The organism is Novosphingobium sp. HNCC26DJ243 (assembly GCF_057180545.1).
Map to the genome: position 1 here is coordinate 322,009 of NZ_JBXUGN010000002.1, position 22,331 is coordinate 344,339.

The window sequence follows — 22,331 nt, forward strand, 5'->3', positions numbered from 1 at the left end:
TCAAACCCCCGGCGCAAACCGCAAAATCAGCCGCGCTTCCCGGCGATCCTTGCAATCTCGGCCGAGACCATCTTCTCGACCATTGCCGGCAGGTTCTTTTCCAGCCAGTCGGCCAGCATCGGCTTGAGCATGTCGCGGACGAGCCCTTCGAGCGAGGTCTCACCCGAACGCACGATCTGCGGCGCCATGCCCGGCTGCGAGAGCATCGAGAGCGCTGCCAGCGATTCACGCATCGAGGCGGTGGCCGCATCGGCGATCAGGCCATGCTCCTCGGCGGGCTCGTCTTCCTCGGCGGCTTCGGTCAGTTCGAGGACTTCAGCAGGGCGCGGGGCGGGGCGGGGTGCGGTTTCAGCGCGCGCACGGGTCTGGGCTTCGGCGCGATTGTCGCGCGCGATGACCTTCTTGATCGATTCGAGGATTTCCTCGACAGACGGTTCACCGGCCTGACGCATCGAAATTCCTGACCCCCATAAACCCCTTGGCGTAAAGCCCTGGCGCCGATTCTCTTAAGGACGCGGCGTGGGTGCGATTGTCGCATCCTGCGCGGGCGTGTCAACGGTGCGTGTGGAGACCGGCTTCGGATCGGGATCGCGGTCCCAGTCGAAGATGCGGTTCTTCACGCGGTCGAAGTTGACCTGCGGATCGTAGAGCGCGCCGCCGTCGAGCCCGATATCGCGCGCATCGGCATTGCCCATCGCCGCCAGCAGGTTGAACCCGGCGACATAGGCATTGCGCCGCGCCGCCACGAGCTGGACTTGCGCACGCAGCAGTTCCTGCTCGGCATCGAGGATGTTGAGGATGGTGCGATTGCCCACGGTGTTCTCCGCGCGCACGCCCTCAAGGCTCAAGGCCGCGGCGTCCACCGCGGTCTGATTCATAGCAATGATGTCGTTCGCGGCCCGGTAGGACGCAAAGGACGAGCGCACCGAGGCGATCACGTCGCGTTCGACCGCAATTTCCTGCTCGAGCGTGGCGCTTTCGCGCGCCTGGGCCTGGCGGGTTTGAGCGGCTGGCGCGCCGCCTTGGTACAGCGGGATCGAAACGCGCACACCGGCCTGGGCCGTGCTCTGGTGCTGCGCGAATGCCGCCGACGATGAACCGCCGAGCGTATTGAAGTAATCGGTGTAGTTGCCCCCGCCGAACAGCGAGACGGTGGGCAGCTTGGCGGCATCGGCCACGCGTACGTCGAAACCGGCTGCCTTGCTCCGCTCGCGCGAAGCCAGAAGGTCGGGGTTGTTTTCGAGCGCAAAGTTCACCGCCTCGTCGGGCGTGGCGGGCAGGCCCGGCAGCGGCGGCGGCGGCTGGAGATCGACAGGCGCCTTGCCTACCACCTGGATGTAGCGCTCGCGGCTTGCGACGAGGTTGACCTCGGCGTTGCGCAAGTCGCCACGGGCCAGTGCAAGGCGCGAGTTCGACTGGGCGACGTCGGTGCGGGTCAGGTCGCCGATCTCGAAGCGGTCGCTCGTCGCCTTGAGGTTGACCTCGAGCACTTCGACGTTGTTGCGGTTGAGGCCGACGATCGCACTGTCGCGGATCACGTCCATATAGGCGGCCACGACCTGCGAAAAGACGCCCGATTCGGTGGCGCGCAGGTCTTCCTGCCCCGCCTCGACGCGGGTGCGCGCGGCGCGGATCGAATTCTTGACCGCGCCGCCGGCATAGACCGGCACGCCAAGGCTGAGATCGGCAGAAAGCGCGCGGTCGGGCGCGGTGAAGGCGTTCGGCGTCTTCTTGAGAAATTCGGTGTAGCTGGCGCTGCCAGAAAGGCTGGGAAGGGCGTTTGACCGCGCCAGCGGCACGCCTTCGTCGGTCGCGCGCTGGTTGGCCCGCGCCGCCTGCAACGTGGGATTGGTGTTGTACGCGCTGGTCAGCGCCTCGCGCAGGTCGTCTGCCTGAGCAGGTACGGCAAGGGCAATGGCGGCGCTTGCCGTCAGCAGGAGGCGCGACGTTTTCACCAAACGCATGGGCACCAGTGGCATGGGCCTCAGAAGCTCCATGTCTTCGGTGCAGTGAATTCCGGCAGGATTGCAAAGTCTGCTTCGGCAAGCGCGGTCGGGATGACCTTGCCCGCGGCCTTGCGCGCCACGGCAAGGCGCGTCACGCCACGCTCGAGCAGACCAGTCACCACCCGGCCATCATCCGCCAGCAGGGCGGCGATCGCTTCGGGCAGCACTTCGGCCGCGCCATCGATCAGCACTGCCGTGAACGGCCCGCTCGCTGCAGCGGCGAGGCTTTCGGTCCGCGCGACATTGCCGCAAACATGGCCCGCCAGTGCGGCAAGATAGCCGTTGCCCGAGATTACGAGGACGTTGTCATCGGCGGTAAGGGCCGCAGCCTCGAGCATCTGCCCGTAGGTCAGCGCAGGCGAGAGCACCTTGCCATCGCCAAGCGGGACCGCACGGTCTGCATAGGCGACTGCGCGGCGTTCGGCGGGGACAAACTCCTCGCGCGCCACGGCGTTGAACGCGGCAAGGATTGCCGGCGAATTGACGCCGGTCACGCGAAGCTGGCTATCGATCATCGCGCGGCGCGCAACGAGCATCTCGTCAGCAGCCGGACGGTCTTCAACCACGGTCATCGAAACCCTCATGATCACGGGGCCGGTGTTCCCTTTGCAGGGGACGGCCATTTCTGTGTGCCAAGTGCCTGTAGATTATCGACCTGCCGTTTCCAAGATGTTTGCTTGTCGCAAATTGCCGCGTAAGGGCGTTCCGCAAGGTCACTGGCATCGGAGGGAGTCGGCAACATGGCGGAAATGGTCACGATCAAGGAAGCGGACCTGATCGAGAGCGTGGCGGATGCGCTGCAGTACATCAGCTATTTCCATCCGATGGACTACATCCGCGCACTGGGTGACGCCTACGAGGCTGAACAGGGCCCGGCCGCAAAGGACGCCATCGCGCAGATCCTTACCAACAGCCGCATGTGCGCCGAAGGGCATCGCCCGATCTGCCAGGACACCGGCATCGTCAACGTCTTCATCGAATGGGGCCAGGATTGTCGGCTCGAATCGGAGATGTCGCTGCAGGACGTCGTCGATGAAGGCGTGCGCCGCGCCTACAACAACGCCGACAACAAGCTGCGCGCCTCGGTCCTTGCCGACCCCGCGTTTACCCGCCGCAACACCCGCGACAACACGCCCTGCGTGCTGCATGTCGAGATGGTCAAGGGCAGCAAGGTGACCGTCGATGTCGCGGCCAAGGGCGGCGGCTCGGAAAACAAGTCCAAGTTCAAGATGATGAACCCCAGCGATTCGATCGTCGATTGGGTGATCGAGATGCTGCCGCAGATGGGCGCTGGCTGGTGCCCTCCCGGTATGCTCGGCATCGGCATCGGCGGCACGGCGGAACACTGCGTCCTGCTCGCCAAGAAGGCGCTGATGGAACCGATCGACATGGCGCAGCTCAAGTTGCGCGGGCCGCAGACCGATATCGAGCGCATGCGCATCGAGATCTTCGACAAGGTCAACGCGCTGGGCATCGGCGCGCAGGGGCTGGGCGGGCTCTCCACCATCCTCGACGTCAAGATCATGGACGCACCATGCCATGCCGCGGGCAAGCCAGTGGCGATGATCCCCAATTGCGCCGCCACCCGCCATGCGCACTTCACGCTCGACGGTTCGGGCCCGAGCTATCTCGAACGTCCCAAGCTCGATGAATGGCCGCAGGTCCACTGGGCGCCCGACAGCGCCGCCAAGCGCGTCAACCTCGACACGCTGACGGCTGAAGAAGTACAGGGCTGGAAGCAGGGCGACCGCCTGCTGCTCAACGGCAAGATGCTCACCGGTCGCGACGCCGCGCACAAGCGCATCAAGGACATGCTGGCGAAAGGCGAGGAACTGCCCGTCGATTTCAAAGGCCGCGTGATCTACTACGTCGGCCCGGTCGATCCGGTTCGCGAGGAAGTGGTTGGCCCGGCTGGCCCCACTACCGCCACCCGCATGGACAGCTTCTCCGACCTGATGCTCGACCTCGGCCTGCTCGCCAGCGTCGGCAAGGCCGAGCGCGGTCCGGCTGCAACCAAATCCATTGCCGCGCACAAGTCGGCCTATCTCATGGCCGTCGGAGGCGCAGCCTATCTCGTCGCCCGCGCGATCAAGCAGGCCAAGGTCGTCGGCTTCGAAGACCTCGGCATGGAAGCGATCTACGAATTCACGGTCGAGGACATGCCGGTCACCGTCGCCGTCGACAGCGAGGGCAACAATGTCCACCAGCTCGCTCCACTGGTGTGGAAGAAGAAGATAGCGGACGAGGGCCTGCTTCCAGCCTGATCGTCGATAAACCGCATATCCGGCCCGACCACCGTTATGGTGCGTCGGGCCGTTCGCGTCTAAGCTGCCTGACATGACGTTGGACACCATCGATCCGGGCATCCCGCGCGTGCCGGCGCGGCAGGTCGTGCTGTCCGCCTGCGCGCTGTGGCTGTGCTATTTCCTGCTGATTACCGTGCGCGGCCTCGTCGTCGAACTGGGCGATTTCGGCGATCTGCTCTGGCGGCGCGGCGCGGTCACTGTGGCGGGGATCGTCGTCACGGTCGCCTGCTGGCCATTGCTGCGCCGGTTTGACGGTCGTTCGCTTGCCGTGCGCATTGCCGCCGCGCTCGTCATCATGCTTCCTGCCGCGCTGGCGCTTGCTGCCATCAACCAGTGGGCCTTTGCCCCGGTCGAGCAGCGGATGATCGAGCGGATTTCGCAGGAAGATGCGGATTCGCAGACCACCGGGCAGGTGACCGTGCGTGGCGAGGACGATGCGCCAAACGTCCAGATCCGCCACGACATGGCGGGCAACGTGCTGGTCGACGTGCTCGACGAAGGCATCGTCCCGCCGCTTCCGCCAGTGCCGCCCCCTGCCCCCAAGGCGGCCCCGGCCCCCCGCGCGAAGCCGACGGCATCGCCCGAGCCGGTGCTCGACGAGGAAACCATCGCCGAGCTCGAGGCGCTCGGCGATCGCGCGGCGGTCGAGGCGCTGAAGAACACGAAGATCGTCGAGAACGAGGACGGCAGCATGGTCATCACCCAGCCGGGTCTCCATGTGCGTCGCTTCGCCGATGGCACGTCCGAAGTACGCACCGGCGGTTACCTGATCCGCAGCGATGCCGATGACGAGGTCCAGTCGGTTGAGCCGATCGAACCACCCGAGGCTGCAGAACCGCCCGAGCCGCCCGAGGCTGGCACACCGCCTGCGCCGCCCGCCCCACCGGCAGTCTCGTCTGCCGAGGTGCGCAAGGCGCGCGCTGCCGCACAGCGTGCTGCCGCCGAAGCACTGCGCGATTCACAGGCGCTGGCGCGGTTGCGCGCCGAGATTGCCACAAGGGTCGAGCGTGCCAAGCCCGCCAGGGCGACCACGCCCGACGCGCCCGAGCCATCGCCGTCCGATGTCGTCACCGAAGACCTGCGCGGACCCGATCACGTGACGATCATCCGCAAGTCGATGGAAAGCGAAGGCCTGTGGCGGCAGCTGACCGATGTCGCGCTGGGGCGCTACTTCCTGCTGATCGCCTGGGCCGCGCTCTATCTTGCGCTGGGCAATGGCGAGCAGCTGCGTGCCGCCGAATATCGCGAAGGCCTTTATGCCCGCGCAGCCAAGGCGGCCGAACTGCGCTCGCTTCGCTATCAGGTAAACCCGCATTTCCTGTTCAACACATTGAATTCGCTGTCCGCGCTCGTCATGGTCGGGCGCAGTGAGCAGGCAGAGCGCATGATCCAGTCGATTTCGCGCTTCTACCGCCACAGCCTCGCGGGCGACCCGACCTCCGACATGCCGCTCGAGGACGAAATCGCGCTGCAGCGCCACTATCTTGATATCGAGGCGGTGCGCTTCCCCGAGCGGCTCAAGTGCGAATTCGATATTCCCGAGGATCTGATGAGCGCGTGCGTGCCCGGCATGATCCTGCAGCCGCTGGTAGAGAACTCGATCAAGTATGCCGTCTCGACCACGATCCGCCCTGTCACGATCCGCATTTCCGCGCGCGAGGCAGGTGGCTTCCTGATCCTGTCGGTCTCCGACGACGGCCCGGGCGAGGGCTTCGTCGATGGCGGCACGGGCATCGGCCTTGCCAACGTGCGCAGCCGTCTTGCCGCGCGCTTCGGCGAAGACGTGGCAAGGGTCGAAAGCGGCCCGCTGCCGGCGGGTGGATATGCGACGGTGCTGACACTGCCGGTCGTGCGAAATGAATGTTGAGGGGGAATGTCTTGCGCACGCTGATCGTTGACGATGAACCGCTGGCCGTCGAGCGCATGCAGATCCTGTGCTCGCGCATCCCCGCGCTCCAGGTGGTCGGCACGGCCAGCGACGGCGCGGCGGCGCTGCGCCTGATCGAGGCGCTGACGCCCGATCTCGTCCTGCTCGACATGACGATGCCGGAAGTCGATGGCCTCGGCGTTGCTCGCGCGCTGTCGGGCCAGCCCAATCGCCCTGCCGTCGTTTTCGTCACCGCGCACGATGATTTCGCGGTCGAAGCATTCGATTGCGATGCGGTCGACTATGTCCTCAAGCCGGTTGCGCAGGAGCGGCTGGAACGCGCGGTCGAACGCGCGCAGGTCCGTCGTGCCGCACCCGCCGAACCCTCGCTCACGCCCGAAAAGCCTGCCAGCGAATGGATCGAGGAATTCTGGGTCCCGCATCGCTCGGAACTGATCCGCGTCGCCGCCGCCGATCTCGAACGGATCGACGCCGAGCGCGATTACGTCCGCCTGCACGTCGGAAGCCGCAGCTACATGATGCTCCACACGATCGCGGGGCTCGAGGCGCGGCTCGATCCCGAATGCTTCATCCGCCTGCACCGTTCGTCCATCGTGCGCCGCGACCGTATTGCGGGCTTGAAGCACGACGGCCTCGGCGTCTGGTCGGCAGAACTTGTCGACGGTTCGGTCCAGCGCATCGGCCGCACTTATCTGGCACGGGTCAAGGCGATGGCGGGGCGGTGATCGTCAACCTCCCCGCAGGGGAACATGCTTACGCCTTGTACAGCGCATCCACCCGCGCGCCGTAGCGCTCGCGGATCTTGTGCCGGCGGATCTTGAGGCTCGGCGTCATTTCCTCGTTGTCGATCCCGAACGCCTCGTCGGCAAAGGCGAACTGGCGGACCTTTTCAATCACTGACAGGTCCTTGTTCACTCGGTCCACCGCCGCGCGAATGGCGCTCTTGAACGCGGGCAGGTCCTGCAATTCCTTGAAATCGAAGTGTTCGCCTTGCTTGCGGGACCATTCCAGCGCCCACTCGGGATCGGGCACGATCAGGCCGACGATGTAAGGCCGCTTGTCGCCGCTCACCATCGCCTGCGCAATTTCGGGCTGCAGCGTGAGCATGCCTTCGATCTTCTGGGGTGAGACGTTGTCGCCCTTGTCGTTGACGATCATGTCCTTCTTGCGGTCGGTGATGACGATCCGGCCCCTGTCATCCAGATGCCCGATGTCGCCCGTATGAAGCCAGCCCGCGTTCGGCCCGTCCTTGGGAATGGCGCGCGCGGTCTCGGCATCATTGTGCCAGTAGCCATGCATCACCAGTTCGCCGCGCACGAGAATCTCGCCGTCCTCGGCAATCTTCACTTCGACCCCGCGCATCGGCGGGCCGACCGTGTCCATCCTGAGGCCGACCTTCGGGCGGTTGCACGAGATCACCGGCCCCGCTTCGGTCTGGCCATAGCCCTGCAGCATGGTCAGGCCCATCGCGTCGAAGAACACGCCGACCTCGGGGTTGAGCGGCGCCCCTCCCGAGACCATCGCCTTCATTCGCCCGCCAAAGCGCGCTCGGATCTTCGGGCGCAACGTGCGTTCGAGGATCAGGCTCATCGGCGCATCGATCAGACGTTTCCTTCCCGCTGCCTTGCGCGTGCCGATGCCCAGCGCGCGATCCATCAGGTAGTTGGCCAGCTTGCCCTGCTTTTCGACCTGCTTCATGATCCGCGTGCGCAGGACTTCGAACAGGCGCGGTACCACCACCATGATCGTCGGGCGCACTTCCTCGATGTTGGAAGCGAGCTTTTCGAGGCCCTCGGAATAGTAGATCTGCGCGCCCATGCCGATCGGCAGGTATTGCCCGCCGGTATGCTCGTAGGCGTGGCTGAGCGGCAGGAACGAGAGAAACACTTCCTCGCCCCAGCCGAAATCTTCGGCAAGGATTCGCGCCGCGCCATCGACATTGCACAGGATCGATCCGTGGTGCAGCCGAACCCCGCGCGGGGAACCGCCGGTGCCGCTGGTGTAGATCAGGCAGGCAAGGTCGTTGCGGCCCATCGCCACCAGCCGCTGATCGACCGCGCGCCGCGCTGCCACAGCATCGCCGCTGGTCATCGTGCCCCAGTCGTGGAACGCAAGCTTGCCAGCCTGCATCTGCCGCAGCGGCTCGATACCGATCACGTGCTCGACACAAGGCGCCGAGAGCGCGGCGGGCAACAGCGGGGCCGACAGCTTCGAGGTCGAGACGATCACTGCCCGTGCGCCCGAGTTTTCGAGGATATGCAGGTGATCGCGTTCGGTATTGGTGATGTAGGTCGGCACGGTCACCAGCCCCGCTGCCATGATCGCAAGGTCAGCGATGGCCCACTCCGGCCGGTTTTCCGATACGAGTGCAACGCGGTCGCCGGGGTTCAGCCCCAATGCCCGCAGGTTCTCGGCAAGCAGGCAGACCTTCTGCGCCGCTTGCGCCCAGCTTTGCGAATGCCATTGTCCTTCGCGCTTGGCCCAGAGGAACGGGCTGTCGCCGCGCGTGGCTGCGCGATCGAGGAACATCGCGACGAGATTGGGAAACTCTGCAAAGTCGGAAAGCTGCACGTATCGTTCCTCGGCCCGGGATTCCGGGATGCCGGCGCAATGTCCGGCTCCCGTTCGTTTCACCCGAACCTAGTGGCGCAGTTCCGTTACGGCAACAGGTCAGGGCGCGACAGAGGCACCTTCGCTGCGGGGATCGGCAGCGCCGCGCCACATGCCCCCGATGTGTTCAATGGCGTTGGCCTTGAACGAGGGGCTGCGCGCGATGACCTTTGCGTGCCCCAGCTTCTGCAACTGCGGGATCATCGCCTCGAGCATGGTGCCTTGTTCCACGAATACTACATCGCCGCCCGGCGCGAAGATCGTGGGGCTCGCGATCGCGTCGCGCGCTGAAAGCCCCCAGTCGAGCACGCCGATGATCGCCTTGGCGACCTGCGCCGGGATCGTCGAGCCACCGGCTGCGCCAATCGCCAGCCGCAGCTTGCCGTCCGGACCGTAGACCAGCGTCGGAGACATTGAACTGCGCGGACGCTTGCCGCCTTCCACCCGGTTGGCGGTCGGCTTTCCGTCCTTGTCGGGCATGATATTGAAGTCGGTCAGCTGGTTGTTGAGGTAATAGCCGCCCACCATCAGTCCCGATCCGAACGGCCCCTCGACGGTCGACGTGTAGCTGGCGGCATTGCCCCAGCGATCGACCGCGACGAAGTGCGTGGTGCCGTGTTCCTCCTGCGCCAAGGCTGGCGCGAGGGCGATTTTCGCTCCCGGCGGCGTCCCCGGCATTGCGGTGGGCATAGTCGCGTCGGCAGAAATCAGCGCCGATCGCCTTGCCAGGTAAGCAGGGTCGACAAGGCCGGTCACCGGCACGCTCACGAAATCGGAATCGGCCAGATACTGGTCGCGGTCGGCATAGGCGAGGCGCTGTGCTTCGGCGATCAGGTGCCAGGAAGTTGCGTTCGCGGGCCCGAGCGTCTTCATGTCGAAGCGCTCAAGCTGCTTGAGGATGGCAAAGACGGTGGTCGCGCCCGAGGACGGCGGCCCCATGCCGCAGACGCGATAGCCGCGATAGTCGCCGCAGACCGCTGGCCTTTCCACGGCCTTGTAGGCCGCGATGTCAGCCGTAGTCATCGGCGCGGGATTTGTGGGCGCTGTGCCGACCTTGGCAGCGATCGTCGTTGCATTGTCGCCGCTGTAGAAGCTGTCTGCCCCGCGCGCGGCAATGCTTTCCAGCGTCGCTGCCAGCGTCGGGTTCCTGACCACGGTCCCCACTGGCAGGGGCTGCCCATCCACTCCATAGAAGAGGGCCCGTGCTGCCGGATCGTAAGCGCCGGTGCGCGAAGCGCCAGCGAGCGATGCGCGCATTCGGGGCGTGATCGCATAGCCCTCGCGCGCCAGGCGGATCGCGGGCTGGAACAGCGTACGCCACGAAAGCTTGCCGTGCTTGTTATGTGCCAGCGCCGCCAGCCGGACATTGCCCGGGACGCCCACGCTGCGCCCGCCGGGGATGGCGTCGCCATAGGAAAGCGGCTTGCCCGCCGCATAGAACCACTGGGGTCCTGCGGCTTTTGGCGCGGTCTCGCGGCCGTCGATCGTTTCGACGCGGCCTGCGGCGTCGCCCGTCACGAGGAACCCGCCGCCGCCTATCCCCGAACTCTGCGGCTCGACCACGGTCAGCGCAAGCATCGTCGCGATCGCGGCATCGGTCGCGCTGCCGCCCAGCCGCAGCATTTGCGCGCCTGCATCGGCCGCGCGCGGATCGGCGGCAGAGACCAGACCCGGGCTGTCCTCCGGCACGCCCTCTGTCGTGGCATGAGGCGGTGGCGGCGCGGGCAGCGGCGCGCCCGGCGGCGGGACGCAGGCACTGGCCAGCAGGGCTGCGGCGATTGGGAAGAAGCGAAGCGGGCGCAGGAAGTCCATGGGCCCCAGGTTATTCGCTGCCGACGGCCTCCGCAATGGAAGTGAGACCCGCCTCGCGCACCTTTCTTTCAAGTCCGGAAACCAGCCGTCTGGCAAGGCCCGGTCCTTCATAGACCATCGCACTGTAGATCTGGATCAGGCTGGCACCTGCCCGGATGCGGGCCCAGGCATCGTCTACCGTGGCGATGCCGCCGACACCGATCAGCGGGATCGCCCCGCCGCTCGCCTTGCGGAAATCGCGCAGCCGCTGCAGCGCCAGCTCGCGCAAGGGCTCGCCCGAAAGACCGCCCGCTTCGGTAGCGTGGGCCGAGCGAAGGTTCGGGCGGGTAACCGTGGTGTTCGACACGATCAGCGCGGCAAGCTTCTTTTCCAGCGCAATGCGGCAGATCCCGTCGATGTCAGCTGGCTCCAGATCAGGCGCGAGCTTGAGGAACACCGGTGTGTTGATGTTGCCGCGCGCCTCGCACACGGCGTCGAGCAGCGCCGAAAGCGCGCCTTCGTCCTGCAGTGCGCGCAGGCCCGGCGTGTTGGGCGAAGAGATGTTTACCGTCAGGTACGATGCCAGCGGTGCCATGATCCGCGTCATCTGAGCATAGTCGGCAATCCGGTCGGGCGAATCCTTGTTCGCGCCGATGTTTACGCCGACAATGCCGGGTAGCCCGTGCGCACCCGTTTCACGCCGGCGCACGAGGCGGTTGGTGACGGCCTGCGCGCCTTCATTGTTGAAGCCCATGCGGTTGATCACGGCGCGGTCTTCGGTCAGGCGGAACAGCCTTGGGCGCGGATTGCCCTCCTGTGGCAGGGGCGTGACCGTACCCACCTCGACAGCGCCGAATCCCAGACCTAGCATGGCGTCGGGCACTTCAGCGTTTTTGTCAAAGCCGGGCGCCATACCGACCGGATTGGGAAAGGCGATGCCGCCGATGCGCTGCGCCAGACTTGGCGTGGGTGCCGCACGGTTGCCTGAATGCATCAGTCCCAGCGCCTTGATCGTCAGGCGGTGGGCGGGTTCTGCAGGAATGCGGAAGAGCAAAGGGCGCAACAGGGAAAAGGCGGTCACAGGCAATCGGTTCCGGATCAGAAAGCTGATTGATTCGCGGCAGTTGCTCCACAGAAGCTGCCAGTACCGCGTTTGAACTCCTCTTGCCCCCAGCGGAAGCGAAGGCCAAGTCCGATCTTCTCGAATCTGACAGCAATTGTAATCGATTTGAACCCTGATGTTGCCCGATTGCCACCGATTTTGTCGAATCCATACAATTCACCGCACGCACAACTGCGTAGCTGACTCCTGCGACCCGAAGGGCTCGGTGCAGCGATGTATCGGGTTCTCGACTTAAAGGCGGCTGTTGACCCTGCGGGGGCTCAGCCGCCCTTTTTTTGGCCTGCCCTCAGGGTCATGCCCTTGCTCCTTGTATCGCACACCACCTGCGCCTAGATAACCGGAGTGATTCGGTCTGATTTCTTTTTCAGACCCTCCCGGGAAGCTCAGACGATGCGCCTTTCGAGCATGGCCGACTATGCCGTCGTGACGATGAGTGCCGCCGCGCGCCATTGCGGGCAGGCCCGCGTTTGCGCCCAGCAATTGGCTGACGAAACCGGGCTTCCTGCCCCGACGGTCCAGAAGCTCGTGAGCAAGCTGTCCGCCGCCGGATTGCTCAAATCGGTGCGCGGTGCGCATGGCGGGCTCAAGCTTGCCCGCCCTGCCGCCGCGATCACGCTGGCCGATATCGTCGAGGCGGTTGAAGGCCCTATTGCACTCACCCCGTGCAGCGAGCATGGGCGCCACGATTGCACGCTGGAAGCGGCGTGCTCGATCCGTCCGCACTGGCCCGCGGTCGATGCCGCGTTGCGCGGCGCGCTGGCCGGTATTCCGCTTACCCAGTTGTCCCGCCCGGTTGCCCCAGCGGCGGAGGTGCTTGCATGAACGAGAACGTACAGATCAAGGACCAGGCTGCGCACGACGCCGCCGCCAGGGTTGCCGACTACGAGCATGGCTGGTCCTCGGATATCGAGCAGGAATACGGACCCAAGGGCCTGAACGAGGACACCGTTCGCTATATCTCGGCCAAGAAGGACGAGCCTGAGTGGATGCTCGAATGGCGGCTCAAGGCCTATCGCCATTGGCTGACCATGCCGACGCCCGACTGGGCCAAGCTCAACGTTCCGCCGATCGACTATCAGGACGCCTATTACTGGGCCGCACCCAAGACGAAGCCCAAGCTGGGCAGTCTCGACGAGGTCGATCCGGAAATCCTGCGCATCTACGAAAAGCTCGGCATCCCGCTCGAGGAGCAGAAGGTGCTCGCTGGCGTCGAGGGTGCGCGAAAGGTTGCCGTGGACGCCGTGTTCGACAGCGTGTCGGTGGCAACCACCTTCCGCAAGGAACTCGAATCCGCCGGCGTCATTTTCCGCTCCATCTCCGAAGCGATCCGCGAATACCCGGATCTGGTGAAGAAGTGGCTGGGCAAGGTCGTGCCGATGCACGACAACTATTTCGCGGCTCTGAACTGCGCGGTCTTTTCGGACGGCACCTTCGTCTACATTCCCGAAGGCGTGCGCTGCCCGATGGAGCTTTCCACCTATTTCCGCATCAATGCGGAGAACACCGGCCAGTTCGAACGCACGTTGATCGTAGCCGACAAGGGTGCCTACGTCTCCTACCTCGAAGGCTGCACCGCGCCGCAACGCGACGAGAACCAGCTTCACGCCGCCGTGGTCGAACTCGTCGCGATGGACGATGCCGAGATCAAGTATTCCACGGTGCAGAACTGGTATCCCGGCAACGCCGAGGGCCTTGGCGGCATCTACAACTTCGTGACCAAACGTGCGCTGTGCCAGGGCGCGCGGTCCAAGGTTTCGTGGACGCAGGTCGAGACCGGCTCGGCGATCACGTGGAAATATCCCTCGTGCGTGCTCAACGGCGAAGATTCGGTCGGCGAATTCTATTCGGTCGCCGTCACCAACAATCATCAGCAGGCCGATACTGGCACCAAGATGATCCACAACGGCAAGCGCACCCGCTCGACCATCGTGTCCAAGGGAATTTCGGCGGGGAAGAGCAACAACACCTATCGCGGCCTCGTCCGCGTGGCGCCGGGCGCAGATGGCGTGCGCAACTTCACCCAGTGCGACAGCCTGCTGCTGGGTGCCGAGTGCGGCGCGCATACGGTGCCCTATATCGAAGTGCGCAACCCCACCGCGACGATCGAACATGAGGCAACCACCTCGAAGATCAGCGACGACCAGCTTTACTACGCAATGCAGCGAGGCCTCGATCAGGAAAGCGCCGTCGCCCTGATCGTCAACGGCTTCGCCCGCGAAGTACTGCAGCAATTGCCGATGGAATTCGCGGTCGAGGCGCAGAAGCTGCTCGGCATCAGCCTCGAAGGGAGCGTGGGATGATCGCCCTGCCGCTTCTGGCGTTGGCGGTCGACGTGCCCGATGCTTCGCCGGTGATCGAGGCGGTGAAAACGTGTGACCGCGCCGAGATTCGCAGCATGATCAAGGGCGAGCCGCACCGCCGCACCCAGTTTGCCGCAGCCGCTTACGCCGAGCAGCGTGCGATCGCGGCTGAACGAGCGGCGCTGCTGGTGATGCCGGCTGCCATCACCCCGGCCGGACAGGCGAGTTCTGACACCGCGCTGCTGCAGGTCGATGCGCGACAGAAGCAGCTTGACGATGCCCGAGCGATCGAACGTGCCTGGCGCGACCTGTTCGACGAGGCACGCGCCGATTTCCTCGCCAATTGCGCCAACCCCAAGAGGGACGACAAATGAAGAAGACCCTGTCCCTGCGCCCGCTGGAAGAGCGCGAGGAAGCGCCAAAGCTTCAGAAGAAGGGGCGTGGCTGGGCCATCGCGGAATCGCGTCTCGATGCGATCCACGAGCTGGCGCGCGAACTGCGCCGCAACCCCAGCCCAGCGCATGACGCGCTTTCGGCCGAACTCGCGCACGAGGACCTCGGCAAGTACAAGCCCAAGCCCTACGCCGTGATCGGCTCGGCCATCGCGGCGTTTGCCTGCCAGCCGCTCAAGCTGGTCGTGCTGATTGCCGAGGGCGATGTCGCCCCCGAGATCGAGCATCGCCGCGACAAGAGCCTGATCGAAGTCGGCATCGAGGTGATCCGCTTCACTGCGGACGAAGTCCTGGCCGACCCCGCCGGTGCCGCCCGCACCACGGTCGACCGGATGAAGGCCCGCTACGATTCCCTGCGCGCCCAGTCGCGCCCGGCCCGGCCTGCGAGCCGCTCCTACGGTGCGCCCCGGCGCTAAGCGAGAAACCCATGCTGACAATCGAAAACCTCTCCGCCACCGTCGCCGACAAGCCGATCCTCAAGGGCCTGTCGCTCACCATCAACGCGGGCGAAATCCACGCGATCATGGGGCCGAACGGCGCCGGCAAATCGACGCTCGGCTACACGCTGGGCGGACGTCCGGGCTATGACGTGACCGGCGGCAGCGTCAGCTTCGACGGCGCAGACCTGCTCGAGATGGAGCCGCACGAGCGCGCCGCGGCAGGCCTTTTCCTCGGCTTCCAGTACCCGGTCGAGATCCCCGGCGTTTCCTTCGTCCAGTTCCTGCGCGAAGCTGCCAACGCGCAACGCAAGGTGCGCGGGGAAGCCCCGCTCTCGGGCGGTGAATTCCTCAAGCTGGCCAAGGAGAAGGCAGGACTCCTGCGCATGGACATGGACATGCTCAAGCGCCCGGTGAACGTCGGCTTTTCGGGCGGCGAAAAGAAGCGCGCCGAGATGGTCCAGATGGGTATCCTCGATCCCAAGCTGGCGATCCTCGACGAGACCGATTCCGGCCTCGACATCGACGCGCTGCGCATCTGCGGCGAGGGCATCAATGCAATCATGCGCAAGCCTGACAAGGCAGTTCTGCTGATCACCCACTATCAGCGCCTGCTCGATTACGTGAAGCCCGATTACGTCCACGTGCTGGCCGGTGGCCGCATCGTTCGCACCGGCGGCGCAGAACTCGCGCTCGAACTCGAAGAGCAGGGCTACGAGGCGGTCGCGGCGTGACCGATACGCTGGCCCTTCCCACCCGCAGGCAAGAGGCGTTCCGCTATGCGGACCTCGCCTCGCTCGAAGCGCTCTGGCCTCTGGCGACGCAGGCGATCCATGTGCCTGCGGGGGAGACCGGCGCGCTGGCACTGGTGCTCGACGGCGCGACAGCCGATGCGCGCGACATCGTGGTCACGCTCGATGATGGCGCGTCCTTTGACCTGCACCTGCTCAACGCAGGCTCGGCCTATGGCCGGATCTCGGTCAGCGTCACGCTGGGCAAGGCTGCGAGGTTCCACCTCGGCGCGGCGCAGATCGCAGGCGCCAACCAGACCGTCGAGATCGTCACCGAAGTCACCCATGCCGAACCCGACGCCGTATCTGACCAGATCGTGCGTTCGGTCCTTGGCGGCCATGCCACCGGCACCTATCTTGGCAAGGTTGCCGTGGCGCGCGGGGCCATCGGCACCGACGGCTCGCAATCGATCCGCGCGATGCTGCTCGATCGCACCGCCACGGCCAATGCCCGCCCCGAGCTCGAAATCTACGCCGATGACGTCAAGTGCGCGCACGGCTGCGCGGTTGGCGAACTCGATCCGCAGGGCCTGTTCTATCTCGCCCAGCGCGGCCTTACCCCGGCGCAGGCCAAGAAGCTCATGTTGCAGGCTTTCATCGCCGAAGCTTTCGTCGGCGCGGCGGATGAGGAAGCCCTGACCGAGGCGGCGCTGGCAGCGTTGGAGGCGATCCTGTGACGACCGCCACGCTTACGCGCGAGGCGGTCTGGCCCGGCCTCGTCAACCCGGACGGGAGCCGCTGGCATTACCTCGATACCGCCGCCACCGCGCAGAAGCCGCAAGTGGTGATCGATGCGATGACCGCTGCGCTCGGCGCGAACTATGCCACCGTCCATCGCGGCGTCTATGCTCGCTCGGCCGACATGACGCTCGCCTTCGAGGCTGCGCGCCGCAAGGTCGCCGCGCTGATCGGCGGCAGCGAGAGCGAACTTGTGTTCACGCGCGGCGCGACCGAGGCGATCAATCTCGTCGCCCAGACCTGGGGTCAGGTCAATCTCAAGGCGGGTGACCGCATCCTGCTCTCGCAGCTCGAACATCATTCCAACATCGTGCCATGGCAGTTGCTGCGCGACCGGACCGGCGTGGATATCGACGTCTGCCCTCTGACCGAGGATGGCCGGATCGATCTCGACGCCGCCGAACGCATGCTGACCCCCGCGCACAAGCTGGTGGCCTTCGCGCATGTCTCGAACGTGCTCGGCTCGGTCCTCGATGCGCCGCGTGCGGTCAGTCTCGCCCACGGCGTCGGCGCCAGGATCCTGCTTGACGGCTGCCAGTCGGTCGCGCGCATTGCGGTCGATGTGCAGGCGCTCGACGCCGATTTCTACGTCTTCTCCGCGCACAAGCTCTATGGCCCTACGGGGATCGGCGCGCTCTGGGCGAAGCCGGAGATCCTCGATGCCATGCCGCCGTGGCAGGGCGGCGGGGCGATGATCGATCGGGTCAGTTTTGAAAAGACGACCTATGCCCCCGCGCCGCAGCGATTCGAGGCAGGCACGCCTGCGATCGTCGAGGCCATCGGCTTTGGTGCTTCGGCAGATTTCGTGACCGGCATCGGCCTTGGTGCCATCCACGCCCATGAGACCACGCTCGTCGCCAAGGCGCGCGAGGCGCTGCGGGGGATGAACTCGGTGCGTCTCTACGGGCCGGAGGACAGTGCCGGGATCGTCAGCTTTTCGATGGAAGGCGTGCACCCGCACGATCTGGGCACGATCCTCGACGAGGAAGGCGTGGCAATCCGCGCAGGTCACCACTGCGCCCAGCCGCTGATGGAGCACCTTGGCATTCCCGCCACGGCGCGCGCCAGCTTCGGCATCTACAGCGATGAAAGCGATATCGCCGCGCTCGTGCGCGGGATCGAAAGGACCAAGAGGATCTTTGGATGAGTGAAAACGATCCCAAATTCGCCGTGGAGGAAGTGGCCGAGGTGAACGCACCGCGCCGCGCACGGGTTGACGACATTCCCGAGCCGGCCGAGACGCCCGCCGAGAAGCTCGAGCGCAAGCGCGACTATCTCGAGGGCTTTCTCGCGGCCAAGCCGGAAGGCGTCGGCGCAGGCGAGCCCGGTAGCGACATTTACGAAGGCGTGATCACGGCGCTCAAGGAGATTTTCGACCCGGAAATCCCCGTCAACATCTACGATCTTGGCCTTATCTATGGCGTCGAGGTGGCCGACGACGCCCATGTCGCCGTGACCATGACGCTGACCACGCCGCACTGCCCCGTGGCCGAATCCATGCCTGCGGAAGTCGAACTGCGCGTCAGCGCGGTGCCTGGTGTGCGCGATGCCGAGGTCAATCTCGTCTGGGATCCACCGTGGGACCCGCAGAAAATGAGCGATGAAGCCAAGCTCGAACTGGGCATGCTCTGACAATTTCCGAATCAGGCCCCATATAGGTGTGACCATGACCACCGAAACAAAAGTCCGCCGTCCGCGCCCCGCCGCCGTCATCCTCACGGCCTCGGCCGAGGCGCGCGTGGCCAAGCTGATGGCCGACGCGCCTGCCGATGCGATCGGGGTGAAGCTGTCTACGCCGCGTCGCGGCTGCTCGGGTCTTGCCTACTCGGTCGACTACGTGACGGAGGCGAACCCGCTTGACGAACGCATCGAAACACCCGGCGGCCTGTTCTTCATCGACAGCGCCTCGGTGCTGTACCTCATCGGCAGCACGATGGATTGGCAGGAGGACGATTTCACCGCCGGATTCGTCTTCCAGAACCCCAACGCCAAAGGCAGTTGCGGCTGCGGCGAGAGCTTTACGGTTTAACCTTCCGCCAGAAAGTCGAGAAGCGCCTGCTCAAGCGGATCGGTTTGCCCGTCCGCGTCAAGCCGCGCTTCGAGCCACAGCTTCTCGGCATCGGTCACGGCGTGATCCTGCGCGGCTTCGGTCGCGGTATTGCGTTCCGGCTGCTTGCGGCCAAATCCGACCTCCCGCAGCGCTTGCGCAAATCCCGTGGTGTTCGTGCGCGCCATTCGCCCGAAGAATCGCCCGACGTGACTGTCGCGGTTGTTCATGAACGTTTCCAGTTCACCCGCCCGCTCACGCGTCAGGCCGGTCGCGCCGCTCCAGCCTTGCAGATAATTGCCCACGCCCTGCACGAACAGACGCTGCCATTCGGGCGCATTGTCTGCCCCCAGCGCCGCGTCCTTGAGGCGGAACAGCATCTCGGCTTCGAGCCGGCTCACTCCCGCCGGACGATCGCCGCCCGAAGCAAAGATCGTGCGGCGGATGAGCGCGCATTCGGCAACAGTGATGCAACCGGGGCGAAGCGCGCCGCCATCGCGGGTGGGGCCCTCGCCGGTCAGCGCGGCGCGCTCGACCTGCTCCAGCACGAAATGGCGCAGCGCATCAGGGGCGGAAAGTGCCTTTTCCAGAACGCGCACCATGAGTTCCAGCTCAGTCAGGCTGCCGACCTTGCCATCGTGCGAGACCCGCTCGATTAGCCACCGCGCGTTGTCGTCCGAGACGTGCCCGCGCGGTTCGGTGCCATCGACCACGAATGCGACCAGCGCTTCCACGAAGAAGTCAGACCACTCGCGCGTCGGTTCTCCAATCTGGTCGTTGAGGATGAAGATCGCCTCGGCCTCTTCCGGATCGATCCTGCCATCGGGCCATGCGGTCTGGCGCAAGGCGAGGATTTCCTCTGCGGTAATTGCACCGTCGGCGGCTGCTTGCGCGGCCAAGGCGCGGAATTGCAGGGTCATGGCGTAAGTCCCTCATGCGTCCAATTCCGAACGGACCTAAGGGAAACCGCTTAATTTGACGTTATCAGCCGTACGACCGCCATCAGCGCAGACATCGCCAGCAGGAAACCGACGAAGCCCCGCCATGCGGCATCGCTCACCTTTCCGAAGGCCTTTGCGCCCAGATGGTTGCCCGCCAGCACCGGCCCGAACAGGAGCAACGCGAACAGCGCGTCGCGCCAACTGGCCAGCCCCAGTGCCAAAGCGGCTACCGTGCCTGTAACAGAGGTCAGCAGGAACACCGTCTGCATCGAGGCCCGCGCGACCGCGCGCGGGATCGGGCGGCGCAGGTAATAGGGCACGACCGGCGGCCCCGGCATTCCCGCAAATCCCGTGAGAACGCCCGTCGCCGCACCGGTGAGCCAGGTTTCGGCAGTTCCCGGCGCATGTCCCGCCCTTGGTGGCAGCAGCATGAGCAGGAAGGCCGCGATCGCCACGAGCGCGATCACCACGCGCGCGATCCCCGGAGGCGTCGCGAACAGCGCCAGCAAGCCGAGCGGCGTGACAAGCATCGCCAGGACGCCGATCACGCCCGCGCTCGTCTCGCCTTCCCGCCACACCTTGCGAGCGCCGACCATGCCGATCAGCAGGCCCAGCATGTTGGACACGACCACGGCCTCGCCCGGCGCAATCACCAGTCCGATGAGCGGCACCAGGAGGATTGCCATCCCGAACCCGGCAAGGCCCCGGACGAAAGCGGCCACTAAAGCCGCCAGCGCGCAGAGGGCGAGGGAAAGAATGGGGATGCCAAGAAGCATCGCGCGTCCTTCGACAGGCTCAGGACGAACGGAGCTTGGTAATGGCGATCACCGGGACCCGTTCGTGGTGTGCCTGCCGAAGCACCTGCGCCGAAATCACCGCAAGTCCGGCGCCAGCGCCTCGCCGCGCAGCAGCGAGATCGCCTCGTCCAAGGGCATGACCTTCTGGTGCTGTTGCCCGAGGATGCGGATCGCCACGGTGCCTTCCTCGGCCTCGCGCTTGCCCACCACCAGCAGGTACGGGACCTTCTGGAGCGAGTGTTCGCGCACCTTGTAATTGATCTTCTCGTTGCGCAGGTCAGTCTCGGTGCGGATGCCCGCCGCCTTGAGTCTCGACAGCGCGTCCTTTGCGTAGTCGTCTGCATCAGAGACGATGGTCGCGACCACGGCCTGCACCGGGGCCAGCCACACCGGCAAGCGACCGGCGAAGTGCTCGATCAGGATGCCGATGAAGCGTTCGTAGCTGCCGAAGATCGCGCGGTGCAGCATGACCGGGCGGTGCTTCTCGCCATCCTCGCCAACGTAGTTTGCATCGAGGCGTTCGGGCAGAACGCGGTCCGACTGGATCGTGCCGACCTGCCAGGTGCGGCCGATCGCGTCGGTCAGGTGCCATTCCAGCTTGGGCGCATAGAACGCGCCTTCGCCGGGAAGCTCCTCCCAGCCGTATTCCTCGGTCGCCAAGCCTGCGCGTACCACGGCGGCGCGCAGTTCGGCCTCGGCCTTGTCCCACATCTCCTCGGTGCCGAAGCGCTTTTCCGGGCGCAGCGCCAGCTTGATCGAATAAGTGAAGCCGAAGTCCTTGTAGATGCGGTCGGCCAGTTCGCAGAACGCCTGCACTTCGGCGACGATCTGGTCTTCGCGGCAGAAGATGTGCGCATCGTCCTGTGTGAACTGGCGTACGCGCATCAGCCCGTGCAGCGCGCCGTGCGGCTCGTTGCGGTGGCAGCAGCCGTTCTCGTACAGGCGCAGCGGCAGATCGCGATAGGACTTGAGGCCCTGGCGGAAGATCAGCACGTGGGCCGGGCAGTTCATCGGCTTGAGGGCCATCCAGTCGGCCTCGCCCGAGATCACCGGGCCTTCATCGTCGACGTTGGGGACCTCGTCGGGAATGACGAACATGTTTTCGCGGTACTTGCCCCAATGGCCGGACTGCTCCCACTGGCGCGCGTCCATTACCTGCGGGGTCTTGACCTCGCGATAGCCCGCGCCATCGATCGCGCGGCGCATGTAGGCCTCAAGCTCGCGCCAGATCAGGTAGCCCTTGGGGTGCCAGAACACCGAGCCATGGGCTTCGGCCTGGAGATGGAACAGGTCCATCTCGTTGCCGAGCTTGCGATGGTCGCGCTTGGCGGCTTCTTCAAGACGCGTCAGGTGTGCATCAAGTTGCTTCTTGTTGAGCCAGCCGGTGCCGTAGACGCGGCTCAGCATCGCGTTGTTCTGGTCACCACGCCAATAGGCGCCCGAAACGCGCGTCAGCTTGAAGGCATTGGGATCGAGCTTGCCGGTGGAGGGCAGGTGCGGCCCCCGGCACATGTCCAGCCAGTCGTCGCCCGACCAGTAGACGGTCAGCGGCTCGTCGCCCGGCAGTTCCGCCGCCCATTCGGCCTTGAAGCTCTCGCCCTGCTGCTTCCAGCGCGAAATCAGCTGTTCGCGGCTCCACTCCTCGCGGCGCAGCGGCTTGTTGGCGGCGATGATCTTGCGCATCTGCGCCTCGATCGCGGGCAGGTCTTCATCGGTGAAGGGCCGGTCTTTTGGCGCGAAGTCGTAGTAGAAACCGTCGTCGGTGCTCGGGCCAAAGGTGATCTGCGTGCCCGGAAACAGCGTTTGCACCGCTTCGGCCATGATGTGCGCAAAATCGTGCCGGGCAAGGTCGAGCGCTTCGGCCTCGTCCTTGGCGGTCACCAGCGCCAGATGTGCGTCAGTCGTGAACGGGCGCGAAAGGTCGACCAGTTCGCCGTCGACCTTTGCCGCCAGCGCCGCCTTGGCAAGGCCGGGTCCGATCGCAGCGGCAATGTCGGCCGGAGTAGTGCCGGGCGCAACCTCACGTGACGAGCCATCGGGCAGGGTGATCTTGAGCAGCTCGGACATCGGGACTCTCTTGGCCATCGGGATCGACCGCGGCGGG

General features: G+C 65.4%; 21 protein-coding genes. 12 read left to right on the top strand and 9 right to left on the bottom strand.

Annotation, left to right across the window (positions count from 1 at the left end; translation table 11 throughout):
• Window positions 1-26: 26 nt before the first annotated feature.
• From AC2A04_RS09060 to AC2A04_RS09070, 3 genes are read right to left on the bottom strand one after another with little or no spacing between them, the layout of a single operon-like run.
• Window positions 27-452, bottom strand: coding sequence for a DUF2497 domain-containing protein (locus tag AC2A04_RS09060; protein ID WP_484211998.1), 426 nt, complete (start codon window positions 450-452; stop codon window positions 27-29).
• Between the two features lie 54 nt (window positions 453-506).
• A complete protein-coding gene (locus AC2A04_RS09065; protein WP_484211999.1) occupies window positions 507-1,997 on the bottom strand; it encodes a TolC family outer membrane protein in 1,491 nt (496 codons plus the stop codon).
• Window positions 1,985-2,578, bottom strand: a complete 594-nt coding sequence (locus AC2A04_RS09070; protein ID WP_484212248.1) for a protein-L-isoaspartate O-methyltransferase family protein — start codon at window positions 2,576-2,578, stop codon at window positions 1,985-1,987. The genes AC2A04_RS09065 and AC2A04_RS09070 overlap by 13 nt, the downstream gene beginning before the upstream one ends.
• 168 nt (window positions 2,579-2,746) lie before the next feature.
• On the opposite strand from AC2A04_RS09070, the gene AC2A04_RS09075 reads away from it, so the two are divergent.
• From AC2A04_RS09075 to AC2A04_RS09085, 3 genes are all read left to right on the top strand, one after another.
• The gene (locus AC2A04_RS09075) at window positions 2,747-4,270 is read left to right on the top strand and encodes a fumarate hydratase (protein ID WP_484212000.1); all 1,524 of its coding nucleotides are present in this window, start codon (window positions 2,747-2,749) and stop codon (window positions 4,268-4,270) included.
• Window positions 4,271-4,343: 73 nt separating this feature from the next.
• Window positions 4,344-6,179: a sensor histidine kinase gene (locus tag AC2A04_RS09080; RefSeq protein ID WP_484212001.1), complete on the top strand. Its 1,836-nt coding sequence runs from the start codon at window positions 4,344-4,346 to the stop codon at window positions 6,177-6,179.
• Window positions 6,173-6,925, top strand: a complete 753-nt coding sequence (locus AC2A04_RS09085; protein WP_484212002.1) for a LytR/AlgR family response regulator transcription factor — start codon at window positions 6,173-6,175, stop codon at window positions 6,923-6,925. The genes AC2A04_RS09080 and AC2A04_RS09085 overlap by 7 nt, the downstream gene beginning before the upstream one ends.
• 28 nt (window positions 6,926-6,953) lie before the next feature.
• Here the strand turns inward: AC2A04_RS09085 and AC2A04_RS09090 are convergent, their stop codons facing one another.
• The 3 genes from AC2A04_RS09090 to AC2A04_RS09100 form a co-directional block, all read right to left on the bottom strand.
• Window positions 6,954-8,771, bottom strand: coding sequence for an AMP-dependent synthetase/ligase (locus tag AC2A04_RS09090; protein WP_484212003.1), 1,818 nt, complete (start codon window positions 8,769-8,771; stop codon window positions 6,954-6,956).
• A 99-nt stretch (window positions 8,772-8,870) separates the two neighbouring features.
• Complete coding sequence (gene ggt, locus AC2A04_RS09095; RefSeq protein ID WP_484212004.1) at window positions 8,871-10,622, bottom strand: gamma-glutamyltransferase; 1,752 nt, start codon at window positions 10,620-10,622, stop codon at window positions 8,871-8,873.
• A gap of 10 nt (window positions 10,623-10,632) precedes the next feature.
• A complete protein-coding gene (locus AC2A04_RS09100; protein WP_484212005.1) occupies window positions 10,633-11,682 on the bottom strand; it encodes a quinone-dependent dihydroorotate dehydrogenase in 1,050 nt (349 codons plus the stop codon).
• A 432-nt stretch (window positions 11,683-12,114) separates the two neighbouring features.
• Between AC2A04_RS09100 and AC2A04_RS09105 the strand changes: the two genes are divergently transcribed.
• The 9 genes from AC2A04_RS09105 to AC2A04_RS09145 are packed head-to-tail and all read left to right on the top strand — an operon-like array spanning window position 12,115 to window position 18,471.
• Window positions 12,115-12,546: an SUF system Fe-S cluster assembly regulator gene (locus AC2A04_RS09105; RefSeq protein WP_484212006.1), complete on the top strand. Its 432-nt coding sequence runs from the start codon at window positions 12,115-12,117 to the stop codon at window positions 12,544-12,546.
• Window positions 12,543-14,024 carry a Fe-S cluster assembly protein SufB gene (gene sufB / locus AC2A04_RS09110; protein ID WP_484212007.1) on the top strand — a complete coding sequence of 494 codons (1,482 nt, stop codon included), beginning with the start codon at window positions 12,543-12,545 and terminating at the stop codon, window positions 14,022-14,024. The genes AC2A04_RS09105 and sufB overlap by 4 nt, the downstream gene beginning before the upstream one ends.
• On the top strand, window positions 14,021-14,398 hold the full coding sequence (locus AC2A04_RS09115) for a hypothetical protein (RefSeq protein WP_484212008.1): 378 nt from the start codon (window positions 14,021-14,023) through the stop codon (window positions 14,396-14,398). Before sufB ends, AC2A04_RS09115 begins: the two co-directional genes overlap by 4 nt.
• Window positions 14,395-14,892: a DUF559 domain-containing protein gene (locus AC2A04_RS09120; protein WP_484212009.1), complete on the top strand. Its 498-nt coding sequence runs from the start codon at window positions 14,395-14,397 to the stop codon at window positions 14,890-14,892. Before AC2A04_RS09115 ends, AC2A04_RS09120 begins: the two co-directional genes overlap by 4 nt.
• Window positions 14,893-14,903: 11 nt before the next feature.
• Complete coding sequence (gene sufC, locus AC2A04_RS09125) at window positions 14,904-15,647, top strand: Fe-S cluster assembly ATPase SufC (RefSeq protein ID WP_484212010.1); 744 nt, start codon at window positions 14,904-14,906, stop codon at window positions 15,645-15,647.
• Window positions 15,644-16,381 carry a SufD family Fe-S cluster assembly protein gene (locus tag AC2A04_RS09130; protein ID WP_484212011.1) on the top strand — a complete coding sequence of 246 codons (738 nt, stop codon included), beginning with the start codon at window positions 15,644-15,646 and terminating at the stop codon, window positions 16,379-16,381. The genes sufC and AC2A04_RS09130 overlap by 4 nt, the downstream gene beginning before the upstream one ends.
• Window positions 16,378-17,589, top strand: a complete 1,212-nt coding sequence (locus tag AC2A04_RS09135; RefSeq protein ID WP_484212012.1) for a cysteine desulfurase — start codon at window positions 16,378-16,380, stop codon at window positions 17,587-17,589. The genes AC2A04_RS09130 and AC2A04_RS09135 overlap by 4 nt, the downstream gene beginning before the upstream one ends.
• Window positions 17,586-18,074 carry an SUF system Fe-S cluster assembly protein gene (locus AC2A04_RS09140; RefSeq protein ID WP_484212013.1) on the top strand — a complete coding sequence of 163 codons (489 nt, stop codon included), beginning with the start codon at window positions 17,586-17,588 and terminating at the stop codon, window positions 18,072-18,074. The genes AC2A04_RS09135 and AC2A04_RS09140 overlap by 4 nt, the downstream gene beginning before the upstream one ends.
• Window positions 18,075-18,108: 34 nt before the next feature.
• Window positions 18,109-18,471 (top strand): HesB/IscA family protein, encoded by a 363-nt coding sequence (locus AC2A04_RS09145; RefSeq protein ID WP_484212014.1) that lies wholly within the window; start codon window positions 18,109-18,111, stop codon window positions 18,469-18,471.
• Here AC2A04_RS09145 and AC2A04_RS09150 read toward each other — a convergent pair.
• From AC2A04_RS09150 to thrS, 3 genes are all read right to left on the bottom strand, one after another.
• Window positions 18,468-19,409 (bottom strand): hypothetical protein, encoded by a 942-nt coding sequence (locus tag AC2A04_RS09150; protein ID WP_484212015.1) that lies wholly within the window; start codon window positions 19,407-19,409, stop codon window positions 18,468-18,470. The two genes, AC2A04_RS09145 and AC2A04_RS09150, sit on opposite strands and share 4 nt — an antisense overlap.
• A 50-nt stretch (window positions 19,410-19,459) precedes the next feature.
• On the bottom strand, window positions 19,460-20,206 hold the full coding sequence (locus AC2A04_RS09155; RefSeq protein WP_484212016.1) for a TSUP family transporter: 747 nt from the start codon (window positions 20,204-20,206) through the stop codon (window positions 19,460-19,462).
• Between the two features lie 96 nt (window positions 20,207-20,302).
• Entirely contained in the window at window positions 20,303-22,294 is a 1,992-nt protein-coding gene (gene thrS / locus AC2A04_RS09160) for a threonine--tRNA ligase (protein ID WP_484212017.1), read from the bottom strand.
• Window positions 22,295-22,331 lie beyond the last annotated feature (37 nt).